Origin of the sequence: Stenotrophomonas sp. PS02301, assembly GCF_029959485.1 — a bacterium.
Taxonomy (GTDB): domain Bacteria; phylum Pseudomonadota; class Gammaproteobacteria; order Xanthomonadales; family Xanthomonadaceae; genus Stenotrophomonas; species Stenotrophomonas maltophilia_Z.
The window spans coordinates 1-16,291 of the sequence record NZ_JASCOO010000090.1; the positions used below are offsets into that span (position 1 = coordinate 1).

Annotated in this window: 13 protein-coding genes; 6 read left to right on the plus strand and 7 right to left on the minus strand. The window is 61.3% G+C overall.

Going from position 1 to position 16,291, the window contains the following annotated elements:
- The 3 genes from QMX81_RS16965 to QMX81_RS16975 form a co-directional block, all read left to right on the plus strand.
- Nucleotides 1-1,919 (plus strand): hypothetical protein (locus QMX81_RS16965; RefSeq protein WP_282263230.1); only part of this gene is annotated, 1,919 nt, incomplete at its 5' end.
- On the plus strand, nt 1,916-2,332 hold the full coding sequence (locus QMX81_RS16970) for a pilin (RefSeq protein ID WP_121039271.1): 417 nt from the start codon (nt 1,916-1,918) through the stop codon (nt 2,330-2,332). The genes QMX81_RS16965 and QMX81_RS16970, both read left to right, overlap by 4 nt.
- A 112-nt stretch (nt 2,333-2,444) precedes the next feature.
- Nucleotides 2,445-3,677, plus strand: coding sequence for an oligosaccharide flippase family protein (locus tag QMX81_RS16975; protein WP_121039268.1), 1,233 nt, complete (start codon nt 2,445-2,447; stop codon nt 3,675-3,677).
- Here the strand turns inward: QMX81_RS16975 and QMX81_RS16980 are convergent.
- The 5 genes from QMX81_RS16980 to QMX81_RS17000 are packed head-to-tail and all read right to left on the minus strand — an operon-like array spanning nt 3,661 to nt 8,687.
- Nucleotides 3,661-4,548, minus strand: coding sequence for a glycosyltransferase family 2 protein (locus tag QMX81_RS16980; protein ID WP_282263237.1), 888 nt, complete (start codon nt 4,546-4,548; stop codon nt 3,661-3,663). The genes QMX81_RS16975 and QMX81_RS16980 overlap by 17 nt on opposite strands.
- Complete coding sequence (locus QMX81_RS16985) at nt 4,548-5,582, minus strand: class I SAM-dependent methyltransferase (RefSeq protein WP_121039261.1); 1,035 nt, start codon at nt 5,580-5,582, stop codon at nt 4,548-4,550. Before QMX81_RS16985 ends, QMX81_RS16980 begins: the two co-directional genes overlap by 1 nt.
- The gene (locus QMX81_RS16990) at nt 5,579-6,661 is read right to left on the minus strand and encodes a glycosyltransferase family 4 protein (RefSeq protein ID WP_121039258.1); all 1,083 of its coding nucleotides are present in this window, start codon (nt 6,659-6,661) and stop codon (nt 5,579-5,581) included. The genes QMX81_RS16985 and QMX81_RS16990 overlap by 4 nt, the downstream gene beginning before the upstream one ends.
- On the minus strand, nt 6,658-7,815 hold the full coding sequence (locus QMX81_RS16995; RefSeq protein WP_336619096.1) for a glycosyltransferase family 4 protein: 1,158 nt from the start codon (nt 7,813-7,815) through the stop codon (nt 6,658-6,660). The genes QMX81_RS16990 and QMX81_RS16995 overlap by 4 nt, the downstream gene beginning before the upstream one ends.
- The gene (locus tag QMX81_RS17000) at nt 7,812-8,687 is read right to left on the minus strand and encodes a glycosyltransferase family 2 protein (protein ID WP_121039252.1); all 876 of its coding nucleotides are present in this window, start codon (nt 8,685-8,687) and stop codon (nt 7,812-7,814) included. Before QMX81_RS17000 ends, QMX81_RS16995 begins: the two co-directional genes overlap by 4 nt.
- 142 nt (nt 8,688-8,829) lie before the next feature.
- Between QMX81_RS17000 and pilB the strand changes: the two genes are divergently transcribed.
- Complete coding sequence (gene pilB, locus QMX81_RS17005) at nt 8,830-10,554, plus strand: type IV-A pilus assembly ATPase PilB (protein ID WP_121039249.1); 1,725 nt, start codon at nt 8,830-8,832, stop codon at nt 10,552-10,554.
- Nucleotides 10,555-10,605: 51 nt separating this feature from the next.
- On the opposite strand, the gene QMX81_RS17010 is transcribed toward pilB, so the two are convergent.
- Together QMX81_RS17010 and QMX81_RS17015 are read right to left on the minus strand one after the other, a co-directional pair.
- Nucleotides 10,606-11,991: a sigma-54 dependent transcriptional regulator gene (locus QMX81_RS17010; protein WP_121039246.1), complete on the minus strand. Its 1,386-nt coding sequence runs from the start codon at nt 11,989-11,991 to the stop codon at nt 10,606-10,608.
- 72 nt (nt 11,992-12,063) lie between these two features.
- Nucleotides 12,064-13,677, minus strand: a complete 1,614-nt coding sequence (locus tag QMX81_RS17015) for an ATP-binding protein (protein ID WP_282263250.1) — start codon at nt 13,675-13,677, stop codon at nt 12,064-12,066.
- Nucleotides 13,678-14,010: 333 nt separating this feature from the next.
- On the opposite strand from QMX81_RS17015, the gene sucC reads away from it, so the two are divergent.
- Nucleotides 14,011-15,180: an ADP-forming succinate--CoA ligase subunit beta gene (gene sucC / locus QMX81_RS17020; RefSeq protein WP_121039240.1), complete on the plus strand. Its 1,170-nt coding sequence runs from the start codon at nt 14,011-14,013 to the stop codon at nt 15,178-15,180.
- A 21-nt stretch (nt 15,181-15,201) separates the two neighbouring features.
- Nucleotides 15,202-16,077 carry a succinate--CoA ligase subunit alpha gene (gene sucD / locus QMX81_RS17025; protein ID WP_121039237.1) on the plus strand — a complete coding sequence of 292 codons (876 nt, stop codon included), beginning with the start codon at nt 15,202-15,204 and terminating at the stop codon, nt 16,075-16,077.
- Nucleotides 16,078-16,291 lie beyond the last annotated feature (214 nt).

The window sequence follows — 16,291 nt, forward strand, 5'->3', positions numbered from 1 at the left end:
CGTTCGCGCGCTGGTCCAAGGCTGCAGCCGTGCTCGCGTTGCCGGTGCTGGGGGCGCTGGTTTTCCTACCGGGTCTGGGGGGCGGCTTCCTGTTTGACGACCAGCCAAATCTGGTCAACGACCCGGACTGGAAGCTCGAACGCCTGAGTTGGTCGACACTGGGGCAATTGTTTGGTTCCGGCATCGCCAGTGCTTTCGGGCGCCCGCTGGCCATGCTGAGTTTTGCGGTGAACCATGTGCTCACCGGGGCCGACCCGGTGCCGCTCAAGGTGACTGGCTTGGCCATGCATCTGATAAACGCCTTGCTAGTGTGGCTGCTTGCTCGTCAACTTATGAGCATGAGCGCCGCGCTGACGGAGAAGAGGCGGCTGGCCGCCGCCTGGGCCGTGGCGTTCGTATGGATGGTGCATCCTATACAGGTTTCCAGCGCCCTCTACATCGTGCAGCGCATGGAGGTCGGCGCTGCTACGGGCATCTTGATGTCACTACTGTGCTACCTGCGTGCACGCGCAGCCATGTGTGCGGGTGGGCGGGCGTGGCCATGGTGGTTGGGCACCGCCTTGGCCGCCGCGTTTGGCCTCGGCTTCAAGGAAACAGCATTACTGGTTCCCGTGTACTGCCTGCTGCTGGAAGTGTTCGTGCTCCGCTTTGCGGCAGCGAGTGTGCCACAGCGGCGCCTGCTGATTTGGGCTTATGCAATTGGTGGCTTGGCCGCCCTGATCATCTTCTTTGGCTGGGTGGTTCCTTCCGCGATGTCGCCAACGGCATACGCTACGCGTGACTTTACCCTCTCCGAGCGGCTCTACAGCCAGTTGCCAGCGTTGCTGCTTTACTTGCGGCAGATATTGTTGCCCTGGCCAGAGTCTCTTAGCTTCTATTACGATAATTTCCCAATTTCGCATGATTTGCTGCGTCCCATCGGCACGCTGCTAGCAGGAATGGTGCTGCTGAGCCTCATGTTGGGCGGGTGGCTGCTGCGCAGGCATTGGCCGCTGACGGCTTTCGGCATTGCATGGTTCTTTGCATCGCACGCGCTGACCAGCAATGTGCAGCCCTTGGAGTTGGTGTTCGAGCATCGCAACTACCTGGCGCTGCTGGGCCTCGTGCTCGCGCTGGTGCAACCTCTGGGGGCAGTGCTGAAACCGATGACCACCGACGCGCGCATGCTGATGCTGGCTGTGCCGCTGGTTTATGTAGGTGCCATGGGCTATGTGCAGGCACTCAGTTGGGGTGATCCGGTAAGGCTTGCTTTGACCTTGACTACGCGCAATCCAGAGTCGTCGCGCGCAGGCTATGAGTATGGGCGTCAGCTTCTCGCCTTGGCCGGAAATGATCCCCACACCCTGGGGTGGTCTATGGCGCTCGGCGAGTTCGAACATGCAGCTGCGCTCCCTAACGCATCGCCGTTGGCGGACCAAGCGTTGATTATTCTAGGCAGTCGCAACGGGGATCCGCTCCCAGAAATGGTATGGGCGCGGTTTAGCGAGAAGATGTTGCGCCGCCCTGTAGGTCCTCAGGAGATAGCCGCGCTGGAGGGTGTTGTGGAGTGCAGGGTTGAACAGCGATGCAGGTTCGCTGACGAACACCAGCTTTTTAGGCTGCTGGTCAATGTCGTGCAACGAAATCCTCGTTCCGCCCGGTTGCGTGCGATCTACGCCAACTACGCCTTCAACGTGGTCGGCGACCGAAAGTTGGCGATGCGTATGATCCGCGAAGCGGTGGCGCTTTCCCCTCGGGATCCTGGCTACAGGTTATGGCTATTGCAGGTCGGGTTGGCATCAAACTTGCTCGAACGATCAGAGGCGGAGGAGGCCTTGACACTGCTGCGCAGAGTCAACGGTCGGGGAGCTTACGCCAGTGATATCAAACGCCTGGAGCTCTGGCAGGCGAGCCATTCCTATTCAAGGGGAGAACAATGAAACAACGTGGTTTTACATTGATTGAATTGATGATCGTTGTGGCGATCGTTGCGATTCTGGCCGCAATTGCCTTACCCGCCTATCAAGATTATGTCGCTAGGGCGCAGGTTGCAGAAGGATTCTCGCTGTCGACCGGGGCCAAGGAAGCGATCGCCACTTACTACTCAGATCATGGGCAGTTTCCGGCGAACAATCTGTCGGCGGGCATGGCGCCGCCAGCGTCACTCACAGGGAACCACGTTGGATCAGTGACAGTCGGCACTAGAGGGGATATTCATGTCAAGTTCTCAAGCTCTGCCAGTGCCAAAATAGCCGGACAGGAACTTGTATTGGCTGCGACTGACTCCAATGGCAGTATTAATTGGAGCTGCGGCGGTCTGGAGGGCAAATATCTTCCCTCATCGTGCCGTTGAACATCCTCCAGTGGGCCGGTGCCTGTATTCAAGTGAACCTCACCGCTGACGGTCGCTATCTGCTTCAATAAACGAGGGCGCTTCGCTCCGGCCGGGGAATCTGGTAAACGTAATGTCTCAGACCTTGCTCAAGTCGACGCTGGTGACCGCGCTGGTCCTTGCTGTCCGACTGCCGGCTCAGGCAGTGTCGCTGATCCTGCTAGCACGATTGCTTGGCGCAGATCGGTTCGGCATGTTTGCTGGCGTCGCCGCCGCCTGCGTCTTTCTGGCTGGTTTTGCAACTTTCGGCACTCATCTGACATTGCTCCGAGACGCATCACGCCAGGAGCAAAATTTGCGCACTGGTTTGGCTACGGCCCTTGGCACGACAATGGCCTGCGGCGCTGCATTAGCCGTCGTTTTCGTCATCATAGCGATGAAATTCTTTCCGATTGGAGGGGTAAGCATTGCATTGCTCGCTGTGTCTGAGCTGCTCCTCCAGCCCGTGATCGTCATCCTTGCCGTCCCGCACCATGCCGCAGGTAGTCCAGCAAAAGCGCAGTCGATCCTCTTGTTGACTTTGATCCTCCGCGCACTCTGGATCACCGTGCTCTACTTATTCATCAGCGGAGCGACATTGGAGGACTACATAGCGGGACACTTTGCTTGCAGCATCTTTGCCTTGATAGCTGCCGCATGGCTTTTGCCAACCCCGTCGCCGCGGCTTCGAGAGCTTAACCTTCTTCCGCGGAGTCAATGGCGCGAAAATGGAGGTTATGCTGTTTTGGCCACCACGGCAGCCGCGCCCAGCGAGTTGGACAAAATCACGGCTAGCAAGCTGCTTAACCCTTTGGCGGCTGGCAGCTATGCGGCATCCGCACGTATCGCTGCGGCAATGGTGATTCCTGTAATAGCGTTGATGCTGGCGATGATTCCCAAGCTCTACCGGCGTTCCTCTGTCGCAGATGGACCTACTTCCGACCTGCCACTTTTTTGGGCAACGGTAGGCTATGGTGCGGTCGCGGGCGGTGCGCTGTACTTGCTCGCGCCCGTGCTCGCGCTTTTGATCGGCCCTTCGTATGTTGGTTTAAGTGATTACGTATCCTGGTTTGCTTTCATCGTTCCAGGCATGTGTCTGAGGCTTTCTGCAGTCAATCTCCTCATGACGATGAACTTGCCTTGGCGACGAGCTGCGGTCGAGATGCTTGGTGCTGCCGCGTTGGTCGTCTTTGCTGTGATGTTCGCAAAGTTGCGAGTCGAGGCGCCCGTCTTGATCTCCGTTGCTATTGTCGAGTATGGGATGGCGGCGGTAGGTTGGGTGATGGTCGGTTACTCGAAACGAGTGATCGTCAGTTCCGCTCAGTAGTCATCACAGGAGTCATACGTCGGATCTGTCCGGTGGCCGTGTCCCATGTCGCAAGGACCGCTGCGTAAATTGGTACTGCCGAACGCCCTCGAATTGAGCGTGTGACAGCGCGGCAAGGCAAGGTCACGCAGCGCCCAAGGATGGCGATGGCGCGATCAAAGCTTGAGTGCGGAAAGAGCTTTCTCGCAAGTAGCCAATGGGCACGGTTCAAGTGGTACTCATAGAATAACGAGCCCTTTCGGGCGCTGGCGGAACCGTCATGCTCGATGCACGCACTGTCCGTTGGCCTTAGTTCATGGCCCTCATCACGCAATCTCGCGGACAGCTCAACGTCTTCCCCATAGAAGAAAAACCCTGTATCGAATAAATCAGACCGGATGACTGCTGGGGTAAGTAGCAAGCAGGCGCCCGTCAAATAGGGTTTCGACCCGCGAGTCGAGCGTTGGAGGATAAGGCCTAGGCGCGGATGGTAGTGCCTTACAGGAGGCAGGATCTGACCTGCCTCTCTGATCATCGGTGCCGTCATCGCTACACCACGTTTCAGTGTTTCAACCATGGCGCAAAGGGCTGAGCGACTTATTCGGGCGTCGGAGTTGATCAGGAGTACGGCACTCTCATCGTCAGGTCCCCGTTCGGCTAGCGCGAGATTGATTGCGGCGCCAAAGCCCAAATTGTTGTTTGGCTGAATAAAGATAGAGATGTCGTCGATGGAGCGGGCCAAGCGCAATCGGAGTTGCGCCAATGACACGCCGCCATCTTCCGAGTTGTCGATCACTATAATACTTTTCACGCCCGCGGCCTGCAGCGAGATCAAGCACGCGTGGGTCCGGTCGATCGTTCTGAAATGTAAAACGATAGCTGTCGTTTTCATCATTTCGACTTGCGACGAGCAACGATGATGGTTTCCTCGCTGTACCTCGGCGAGAGACATGCGATGATATCTGCCGCTAGCTTGAATGTCTTGCGCCAGCCAGCCGGCTGGCCAGTCTCGCGTTCGAATATGCGCGACGATTCTAGCCAAAGGCCGGGACTCTGTAATCCTCGACGTAGGCATCGGACGTCGGTAAAACCAGCGTCGGAAAGCCATCGTTTCAGCAGTGTTTGATCAGGGATCGCTAAATGGAATGGTGGGTGAAATCCCTTCCACGCTTTGCCGAACAATGAAACGCCGATTGCGGAGGGATTGGGTAATCCCATCCAGAGAATCCCTTCCGGCTCCAGCAGGGAGTGTAGGCGCGAGACGAGGCGCACGGGATTCTCCACATGTTCAATGACGTGATTTAGCGTAATCACACTGAATCGGCGCTGGTCCATTGCCGGATCGAATGCATCACCATGAAGCACGTCCAGACCGAAATTTCTGCAAAGCGATGCGGCAGCTTGGTCTGGCTCGCAACCGGAGCACTGTAGTCCCATTTCAATTGCCCGGCGCATGAAATCCCCATTGCCACAGCCGACATCCAGCAGACTCTTGCCGCTGTGGCAGTAATCCTTAGGAATGTTACGCCCTTGAACATCCAGCATCCAGCGAACGGGGAGCAGCAGGGAAAATACGAGTGCCCCAAATGCCGAGCCTTTGGAGCGGTCCACACCAAAGCGGATCTTAATATAGCCGTCAATCCAGCGTCGCTTCCAGCTCCTGGAAACGTGTTCGCCTGGGAGAGGATTGGCGTGAGTAAAGTACTCGGCGTACGCGAAGGGCAGCGAATTGACGTCAGGGCGGTCACGCAAGTACAGGGAGCGGCAGCGAGCACAACGATCGTAGTGCCAGATGTCCGCGAACTGTGTTTCGTCGTCCGCGCGCGCGTAGACCTCCGGCGGCCCAATTGGAATGCCGCCGCAAAGTGGACACGCATTTACCTTGATGCGATTGCCCTTTGACCACTGCGCGAACTTTATGGTCACCTCAGCGTCTCCGAGTAGAGGTTGATATGCGCATCGATAAATCGCTCAAGAGAAAAGTGATGTCCGATTTTCTTCGCTGCGCGAGTGGAGAGTTCATCGAGAAAGGCGCGATTATCTGCCAAGCGGCGAATGGACGCGGCAAATTGAGCGGGGTCTCCAGTGCGGCAAAGCAGTCCGTCGGATTCGTCCGTAATGATTTCGGGTAGAGAAGAAGCATAGGAGGCGACTGCAGGCGTTCCACATGCCATGGACTCGGCAACTGCAAGGCCGAAACCCTCTAGTCTGCTTGGAAAAAGCAAGACGTCGGCCTGCTGAAGCTCTCGAACCAGTTCTGCCTGGTTCAATCGACCAAGAGCGATTGAATCGTCCGTCAATCCCCATTTTGCTGCTTGATCTCTGTTCCCAGTATGCCGGAGCTGAAAATCTGGGCCGAGCTGCTGCATTATAGGGGCGAGCAAGTCCGAGCCCTTTCGGGTTGAAAAGCTGCCGATATACAGGATCTTGAACGGTGATGCTTGGTCAGCTTTATCAATGGCGGGGCGGAAGATGCTTGTGTCCACGCCATTGTGAATTACCGACAGTTCGACGGAGCCGAAGTGAGCTTTCGTTTGGTTGGCAGTGAACTGGCTAACAGCGATCACGTTGGTTGCACGTTGCAGCGCGGCGCGCTCGACGCGCTCAATCCATAGCCGATGGTAGGCTGTGCGAGCGATGCCTCTACGCTTTCCAGAAATGCCGGTGTGAACGCAATGGTGACTCGTCGCCACAATCGGAATGCTGCCTTTGTAGAAACGAGAGTGTAGCCAGGTGTTGATGTGGACTATGTTTGCCCAGCTGGGCGCACGCTGTATTGGAACGGTCCATGGAAAGTACTCCGCTCTCCGATCTATCCACGCGATTTCCGCTCGGAGGCCTTTCAATCTAAGGCCTTCGCAGAGAATTCGAGTGAAGTGATCGGTGCCTGTGCCCGTTCTTACGGCGGGAAACCACACTGCAGGTTCTGCCGTAGGCGGCGGAGCACGTTCGGGGTGTCGTACGTGGAGGTGTGATGGGGGTAGTGACCAGCCATTCATGGTCATGTGAGCCGTCCCAGCAAATCTCGCACCCGAGCGCCAAAGGCGTCCCAGCTGAATTGCAGTGCGAACACGCGCATCGGAGCTGCAGGAAGTGGATTGCGGATAGCCTGGATTACTGCATTGGCGAAACCGGCACTGTCCCCAGGTTCAACCAAAATCCCGGATACCCCGTCCGCGACGGCGTCGGCCACGCCGCCGGAAGCGTATGCGACTGTGGTCAAACTATGTGCGGCGGCTTCAATCGCAACCATTCCAAACCCTTCTGGGTCACTGCGTTGGGATCGCACCGGGAAAACGTGTACTAAAGACGCAAACATGCTGATGCTAAGTTCTTCGTCACTCACTTCACCAATAAATCGAACCCGTTCGCGGACTGCCGGAGGCGTGTTGGCAAGTAACTGAGCCGGCGTTAGTGCTTCCGAACCAAGCGCGTGACTGGCTACGCCACCAGCCACGACCAAAACTGCTTCGGGATACGCCTCCAATACCGTGGGCAGTTCGTCGCGAATGAATTCCAACAATCCCTTTCGGCGCGTCAGACGGCCAACCGATAGCATTAAAGGTCCTTGTCCCAACGCATGGCGTCGGCGAAAGGCGATTCCCTCAGCCGAACGTCGATCGGTGCCGGAAGTGCGGGGGATTTCTGTGCCAGGATGAACAATATGAAGGCGTGCTGGGTCTATCCCTGCCTCAACGGCAAGCGCGGCGGTCGCTCTACTGTTGACGATCACCAAGTCCAGTCGGCGCAGCACTGGCAGCCATAGCTTTCGATAGGCGGTGTGGTCCACGCTGATGTCCAAGCCATGCAGATAAGCTGCGCAGCGGCCCCCGAAAAGACGGCTTGCCATCCATGCATGGGGAGCGGTTAGCCCGCTGCCGGCCAAGTACGTCGCCGGACGATGGTGGGTGCTTTGTATAAGCGTGCACCAAGCGGCGCTTGCTATGAACCTCCACAAAGGCCTCAGCGGCACCTCACGCAGCTTTGTGTCTGCGGGCGATAGGGCAGCCGCACCGTGGGGACCAATCGCCTGCACCTCAAAAGTGCGCTGTAGTTGCTGAAGCAGGTGCCAATTGAGTCGCTCCATGCCGCCCTGCAGTGGTGGCAAGTTGCGAGTTACCAGCAACAGGCGCCTCAGCTGCAGCCGCTCTGCCTTCATTCCCGTTCCCGCCCGTCCCGAGCCGCTAGATAGGTGAGTCCGGTGATCTGTTCGGAGATCAGTCCAATCAGGAAGATGATCACCGACGCGCTGAATAGCAGGGTGCTCATGTTGGTGAAGCGATGCATGGTGGCGAAGGTGTAACCGTAGTACCCCAGTCCGAGCAGAAAGAAGCCTGCCGCAATCGGCGCGAACAACTTCAATGGGGAGTACAGCGTCGCAATCTTGAAGATGATCAGCAGGAAGCGGATGCCATCCTTTATGGGCCGGATGTGGCTGCCGTTGCCTACCCGCTTGCCCACTGGAATCGGTACGTAAGCCACTGGATAGGCGCTGCGGAAGAAGGCCATGGTGCTCGTGGTGGGGTAGCTGAAACCATTAGGCAGCAAGTGCAGGAACTCGCGGAACCTTCGCGCGCGTGCTGCTCGGAAGCCAGAAGTGAGGTCCAAGATCCTGAACCCGGTCATTTGGCTGGCCATCCAGTTGTAGAAGCTGTTGGCCAAGCCGCGGTGGACGTTGGCCTGGCCGCTGCTGTCGCGTGCACCCACGACCATGTCGTAACCCTCAGCCAGCTTAACTAGCAGGGACTCGATATGACTCGGGTCATGCTGGCCGTCGGCGTCCATGAACACCAAGATCTCGCCGTTGGCGGCGCGGGCGCCCCGCTTAATAGAGGCACCGTTCCCCATTGAATAGGGACTCGAAAGGACGGTGGCGCCATGCTCGCGGCCGATCTGGGCCGTCGCATCCGTCGAGCCGTCGTCCACGACGATGATCTCGGCCTCAGGATACAGGCTGCGTAATGCTGGCAAGGTGCGGAGCAGACCCTCCGCTTCGTTCTTGGCCGGCAGGATGATGCTGATACGTTTCACGGTAAGTCCCCAGTTTCCCCGGGGCAATGGTAACCCGCGCCCGGGGGGCGGAGGAGCAACCTCGCAGCTCTGGGGAGCCTATGGCCCAGTCCAGTGTCGGTTTGCAGTAATCTCTAGTCCTGACATGGGGAGCCAGTAGCCAATGAATGCCGTGGTAAATGCCAATCTCGTCGGGATTACAGGCATCGCTCGCCGTCTTGTTCAGGATGGCGTTTTGGAGGAGGCTGTGGCACGCGACGCCATGGCCAAGGCAGGGGCTGCCAAGCAACCACTGCCGCAGTGGTTTGCTGAAAAGAAGGTTGTCACCAGTGCCCAACTGGCTGCCGCCAACGCGCTTGAGTTCGGCATGCCATTGCTCGATGTGTCTGTGTTCGACAACAGCCAGAACGCCATGGGCTTGGTCAGCGAAGAATTGCTGCGTAAGCACCACGTGCTGCCGCTGTTCAAACGTGGCGGAAAGCTCTTCATCGGCACCAGCAACCCCACCCACTCGCTCGACGAAATCAAGTTCCACACCAACCTGGTGGTAGAGCCGATTCTGGTCGATGAAGATCAGATCCGTCGCACGTTGGAACAGTGGCAGTCCAAACAGGACACGCTGGGCTCGGCGCTCGGCGGCGACGACGAGATGGGGGATCTGGACGTCTCCGCGGGCGACGAAGAAGGCGGCATCAGCGACTCTGGCATCGACGCCAAAGGCGATGACACCCCGGTCGTAAAGTTCGTCAACAAAGTCCTCGTCGACGCCATCCGCAAAGGCGCCTCGGACATCCATTTCGAACCCTACGAGGACGACTATCGCGTGCGCCTGCGCATCGATGGTCTGCTCAAGAACGTGGCCAAGGCCCCGGTCAAGCTCAACCAGCGCATCGCCGCGCGCCTGAAGGTGATGGCGCAGCTGGATATCGCCGAGAAGCGCGTGCCGCAGGATGGCCGCATCAAGCTCAACCTCTCCAAGACCCGTCAGATCGATTTCCGCGTCAGCACCCTGCCGACCCTGTTCGGCGAGAAGGTGGTGCTGCGTATCCTGGATGGCAGCGCGGCCAAGCTGGGCATCGACAAGCTCGGATACGAGCCGGCGCAGCAGAAGCTGTTCCTGGATGCGATCCACAAGCCGTATGGCATGGTGCTGGTCACCGGCCCGACCGGTTCGGGTAAGACGGTCTCGCTGTATACCGCGCTGGGCATCCTCAACGATGAAACGCGCAACATCTCCACTGCCGAAGACCCGGTGGAAATCCGCTTGCCCGGCGTCAACCAGGTGCAGCAGAACGTCAAGCGCGGCATGACCTTCGCCGCGGCGCTGCGCTCGTTCCTGCGCCAGGATCCGGACATCATCATGGTCGGCGAAATCCGCGACCTGGAAACGGCGGAGATCGCGATCAAGGCGGCGCAGACGGGCCACATGGTGCTCTCCACGCTGCATACCAACGATGCGCCGCAGACCATCGCGCGCCTGATGAACATGGGCATCGCGCCGTACAACATCACCAGCTCGGTGACGTTGGTGATCGCCCAGCGCCTGGCGCGCCGGCTGTGCAACAACTGCAAGCGCCCGGTGGAGCTGCCGGCCAACGCGCTGCTGGCCGAGGGTTTCACCCAGGCGCAGCTGGATGCCGGGATCAAGCTGTTCGAGCCGGTCGGCTGCGATGAGTGCACCGAGGGCTACAAGGGCCGTACCGGTCTGTACCAGGTGATGCCGATGACCGATGAGATCTCGACCATCGTGCTGGCCGGTGGCAATGCGCTGCAGATCGCCGAGGCCGCGCAGCTGGCGGGGGTGAATGACCTGCGCCAATCGGCGCTGATCAAGGCCGCGGCCGGGGTGACCGGTCTGGCGGAGATCAATCGTGTGACCAAGGATTGAGCGGCGTCCGCAGATGAGAAAAGGCCCGCGCAAGCGGGCCTTTTTGTCTCTCTACTCCATGCCGAGCTTTTTCAGCTTGTACCGCAACGCCCGGAAGGTGATGCCCAGCTGTGCGGCGGTACGCGTCTTGTTCCAGCGGTTTTCTTCCAGCGCCTTCTGGATGGCGGTGCGCTCCATCTGTTCGATGTAGGAGGGCAGGGCGCCATTGCCGGCCGGCAGATCGACCACGGCTTCTTCCTGGGTGGGCGGCGCATTGCCGGCGCCGAAGCGTGGGGCGTGCTGGGGCAGGCGCAGGTCGCTGGCACCGATCCGGTCTTCTTCGGCCAGGGCGAGGGCGCGCTCGAGGATGTTCTCCAGTTCGCGCACGTTGCCGGGGAAGTGGTACTGAGCCAGGGCTTCCAGCGCCGAGGGCGCCAGCAGCGGGGTCGGGCGGCCGTGGGTGCGGGCCAGCCGGGCCAGGATCGAGGCGGCCAGCGCGGGCAGGTCGCTGCGGCGTTCGCGCAGGGGCGGCACGCGCAGTTCGATCACGTTGATGCGGTAATACAGATCGTGGCGGAAGCGGCCGTCTTCGACCAGTTCGCCCAGGTCCTTGTGCGTGGCCGAAAGGATGCGCACGTCCACCGGCACTTCGGTGGCGGCACCGACCGGGCGGATCGATTTCTCCTGGATCGCGCGCAGCAGCTTGACCTGCATCTGCAGGGGCAGCTCGGCCACTTCATCCAGGAACAGGGTGCCGCCATGCGCGGCCTGGAACAGGCCGGGCTTGTCCGCATGCGCGCCGCTGAAGCTGCCCTTCTTGTGCCCGAAGAATTCGCTTTCCATCAGTTCGGACGGGATCGCGCCGCAGTTGACCGGCACGAAGGCGCCGGGCGCGCGCGCGCTCTGCGCGTGGATGGTGCGTGCGACCAGTTCCTTGCCGACGCCGGATTCGCCGAGGATGTAGACCGGTGCCTGGCTCCGCGCGACCTTGCCGATGGTGGCACGCAGCACATCCATCGAGGGCGAATCGCCGAGCAGGCGTGCGGCCTGCTCCGGGGCGAGTGGTGCGGGCGCGGCGCGCTCGGTGTTGTTGAGTTCCAGCGCGTGCTTGACCAGGCCGCGCAGCACCGAGATGTCCACCGGCTTGCTGACGAAATCGAAGGCGCCGGCCTTCAGGGCTTCCACCGCCAGATCCATGCTGCCGAACGCGGTGATCATCGCCACCGGCGTGCGCGGGTAGTGCTGTGCGATCTCGGTGACCAGCTCGATGCCGTTGCCATCGGGCAGGCGCATATCGGTGATGCACAGGTCGTACGGATTGCTGGCCAGCAGCTCACGGGCTTCGGCGAGGTTGGCTGCGGTGCTGATGCGCAGGCCCATGCGGCCCAGGGTCAGTACCAGCAGTTCGCGGATGTCACGTTCGTCGTCGACGACGAGGGCGCTGCGGGTGTCATTCATAAGGAAGGAAGATAGCCGAGGGCGGTCGTTGGCGACAAATGTTTGACGGTGGCGTCCGGGTGTGCGCGCAGCTCATCCGGCCATCATCGTGTGGGGGCCGGCCAGTACGAGCCGGAAACAGGCACCGCCGGCGGGCACCGAGACGTATTCCAGCCGTGCCTGGTTGGCACGGCACAGTTCGCGGGCGATATACAGCCCCAGCCCGGTGCCGTGCTCGGAGGTGGTGAAGAACGGGCGGAACAGTTGGCTGGCAACCGTCTCGGGAATGCCCGGGCCGCGGTCCATCACATCGATGATGGCGGTGCGGTCCTGGCGCGCCACGCGCAGCCGCACGCGCGCCGGCTCTTCGGCCACGCGGCCGTACTTGAGCGCGTTGTGCACCAGCACGGTAAGGATCTGGTGCAGGTGGCGCGGATCGACCAGGGCGTGCACCGAGGTCTCGCTGATGATCGGCTCCACGCTGTCGGTTTCCAGCGACAGGCCCTGTTTGTACTCCAGCACGAAGCGGCGCACGAACGAGGCCAGATCCACGTTCTCCGGATTGGCACGCTCGCGCCGCGCCAGCCCGAGCACGCTTTCGACGATGCCGTTGGTGCGCTGGCATTGCTGGTTGATGATCTGCAGCAGGCGGCGGTCGGTGTCGCCGATATCGGTGGATTCTTCCAGCAGCTGGGCGGCGTAGTTGATCGCCGCCAGCGGGTTGCGGATCTCATGGGCGAGGCTGGCCGAGAAGCGCCCCATCGCCGAGAGCGTCAAGGACTCGGCACGCCGCGAGACCACGGTGGAGTCATCCAGGAACACGAGGGTGAGGTCGCTGCCGGCCAGCAGGCGGGCAAAGCGTGGCTGCACCTCAGGCTGGTCCGGCGAGAGCTGCAGCGGCAGTTCTTCGTTGGTCCAGCCGTTGCGCCAGCGCAGCAGCCGGCGGCTCAGCTCGGGTGAGGCACTGCCCAGTTCCAGCCGGCCGCTGCCACTGTTGCCATCGGCATCGCCGAGCAGGGTGGAGGCGGCTTCGTTGGCCAGGGTGATGCGGTTGGCGCCGTCCACCACGATCACGCCGGTGCGCATGCGGCGGATGATCAGCTCGTTGATCTGGAACAGGTTGGCCACTTCATCGCCGCGCTGGTTGGCCAGCTGCTGGTTCATGCGGGCGCGGTTGCCAACCTGGTAGCTGATGAAGGCGATGGCCAGATAGCTGGTGACGAACATGGCCAGCTCGGCCAGGGTGCGGGTCGGGTCGCCGCCTTCGAGCTGCTTCCAGATGTACTCGCCGGCGGTGGCGGCGCTGGCGGCAGCGGCCAGGCCCAGCCCCATGCTAAGCGGCAGCAGGGTCGCAGCGGCGGCGATGTTGAACAGCAGCGACATCGAGATGCCTGCGCTGGCCCCGGGCAGGGCATGGGCGAGCAGGGTGGCGGCGATGATGTCGGCGGCCACGCTCCACACCACGATGGTGCGCAGCCAGCGCTCGTTGCGCCCGAACAGCAGCACCAGCACGGCCACCACCAGGTAGCCGCTGGCCACGATGGTCGCCAGCCTGGGGTGGTCAGCGGTGCCGACCAGGCCGCTCAGCGGGCTGAACAGCAGCGCGCCGATGACGGTGGCCATCAGCAAGCGGTACAGCGCGAAGAAATACAGCTCGCGCCGCGGTATCGATTCGATGCGGTCGATCAATGAAGCACTGGGTGACACGCCGGAACTCCCCTTCTGGCATGGGGGCAGTGTAGGGGGTCCGGCCGGGTTTGGGGGCAGGCGGCCGGGGCCGGGCGTGTGAAGGCCGGGCGGTATGCAGGCGCCGGCCAGCTGCGCGGCCATGCCACAGGGGGGCCGGGTGGCGGTTCCCGGGGGCTGCCGCAACTGTCTGAAATTGCGCCGGAAACGGCTCCCCGTGCGTGTCTTGGGACTGACTTCTTTGCGCCCGCGCGCCGGGTCGTCCACAATAGTGGGCCCGCCGCGGTCCTTACCGGCGCCCCCGTGAGGGAGCCTTGGAGATGCGTGCGGTCGTTCCTATTCCCACGGTGACGCATGAATTTCCACGAATACCAGTCAAAACAGCTGCTTGCCGAGTACGGCATTCCCGTTCCGGCCGGCAAGGTCGCGGCTACCCCGGACGAAGCGGTTGAAGCTGCCAACGCCCTGGGCCAGGGCCCCTGGATGGTCAAGGCGCAGATCCACGCTGGCGGCCGCGGCAAGGCTGGCGGCGTCAAGTTCTGCAAGACCACCGACGACGTGAAGGCCGCTGCGGCCAAGATGCTCGGCACCAAGATGGCCACCTACCAGACCGCAGGCGTTGAACTGCCGGTCAACCTGGTGCTGGTGACCACCGCCGGTGAGATCGTCAAGGAACTGTACCTGTCGGTGCTGGTTGACCGTGGCACCAAGACCATCACCTACATCGCTTCTTCGGAAGGCGGCGTGGAGATCGAGCAGGTCGCCGCTGAAACCCCCGAGCTGATCCACTCGCTCAACGTCGATTTCGTTGAAGGCGTGCAGGGTTACCACGGCCGTGATTTCGGCTTCAAGCTGGGCCTGACCGCCAAGCAGGCCGGCCAGTTCGCCAACATCATGGTGAATCTGTACCGCCTGTTCAACGAAAAGGACCTGGCCCTGGTTGAAATCAACCCGCTGGCCATCCTGGACGACGGCAACCTGTACGCGCTGGACGGGAAGTTCGACAGCGACGACAACGCCGCGTTCCGTCAGAAGGCTCTGGTTGCCATGCGCGACAAGACCCAGGAAGACGAAACCGAAGTGACCGCTTCGGAGCTGGACATCAACTACGTCACCATGGACGGCAACATCGGCTGCATGGTCAACGGCGCCGGCCTGGCCATGGCCACCATGGACGTCATCAAGCTCAACGGCGGCGAGCCGGCGAACTTCCTGGACGTGGGCGGCGGTGCGAACAAGCAGCGCGTCATCGAAGCGTTCAAGCTGATCCTGTCCTCGGACAAGGTTGAAGGCATCTTCGTCAACATCTTCGGCGGCATCGTCCGCTGCGACATGATTGCCGAAGGCATCATCGCCGCGGTCAAGGAAGTGGGCGTCAAGGTTCCGGTCGTGGTGCGCCTGGAAGGCACCAACGTGGAAGAAGGCAAGCAGCTGCTGCGTGACAGCGGCATGGCCATCATCCCGGCCGACAACATCAACGACGGTGCCAAGAAGGTCGTCGCTGCTGTCAAAGCCGCCGCCTGATCCGACACCGAAGGAAATCCAATGTCAGTTTTGATCAATAAGAACACCAAGGTGATCGTGCAGGGCTTCACCGGCCAGCAGGGCACCTTCCACGCCACTCAGATGATCGAGTACGGCACCCAGGTTGTTGGCGGCGTGACCCCCGGCAAGGGCGGCACCACCCACATCGATCTGCCGGTCTTCAACACCGTTGCCGACGCCGTGCAGAGCACCGGCGCCAACGCCTCGGTCATCTACGTGCCGCCGCCGTACGCGGCTGACGCGATCCTGGAAGCGGCTGCTGCCGGCATCCAGGTCATCGTGTGCATCACCGAGGGCATCCCGGTGCTGGACATGCTGCGCGTCAAGAACGTGCTGACCCGCTCGCATCCGGACACCGTGCTGGTCGGTCCGAACTGCCCCGGCGTGATCACCCCGGGCGAGTGCAAGATCGGCATCATGCCGGGCCACATCCACATGCCGGGCAAGATCGGCATCGTGTCGCGTTCGGGCACCCTGACCTATGAAGCGGTCAAGCAGACCACCGAAGTCGGCCTGGGCCAGTCCACCTGCATCGGCATCGGTGGTGACCCGATCAACGGCCTGAACTTCGTCGACTGCCTGAAGCTGTTCAACGAAGATCCGCAGACCCTGGGCATCATCATGGTCGGCGAAATCGGCGGCGACGCTGAAGAAGCCGGTGCCGAGTACATCAAGAACCACGTGAAGAAGCCGGTCGTCGGTTTCATCGCGGGCGCCTCGGCTCCGGCCGGCAAGCGCATGGGCCACGCCGGTGCGATCGCATCGGGCGGCAAGGGCACCGCCGAAGGCAAGTTCGCCGCCATGGAAGCTGCCGGTGTTGTCACCGTCCGCTCGCCGGGCGACCTGGGCGCTGCCATCGCCAAGCTGGTGAAATAAGCCGCCCGCCGCGCAAGCGACGGACGTGCGGTAGAGCCGAGCCATGCTCGGCTGCTCCAAACAGAAAGGCCGCCTCCAGGCGGCCTTTCTGCGTTTCAGGCGATACCCGAAGCGGTAGGTCCCGGCCGCTGGAAGGCAAGCACGCCACGTAGTGCCGGCCGCTGGCCGGCTCCTCATCGTGCTGCCGCCGAATGCGTGGTTGCCGGCCAGCGGC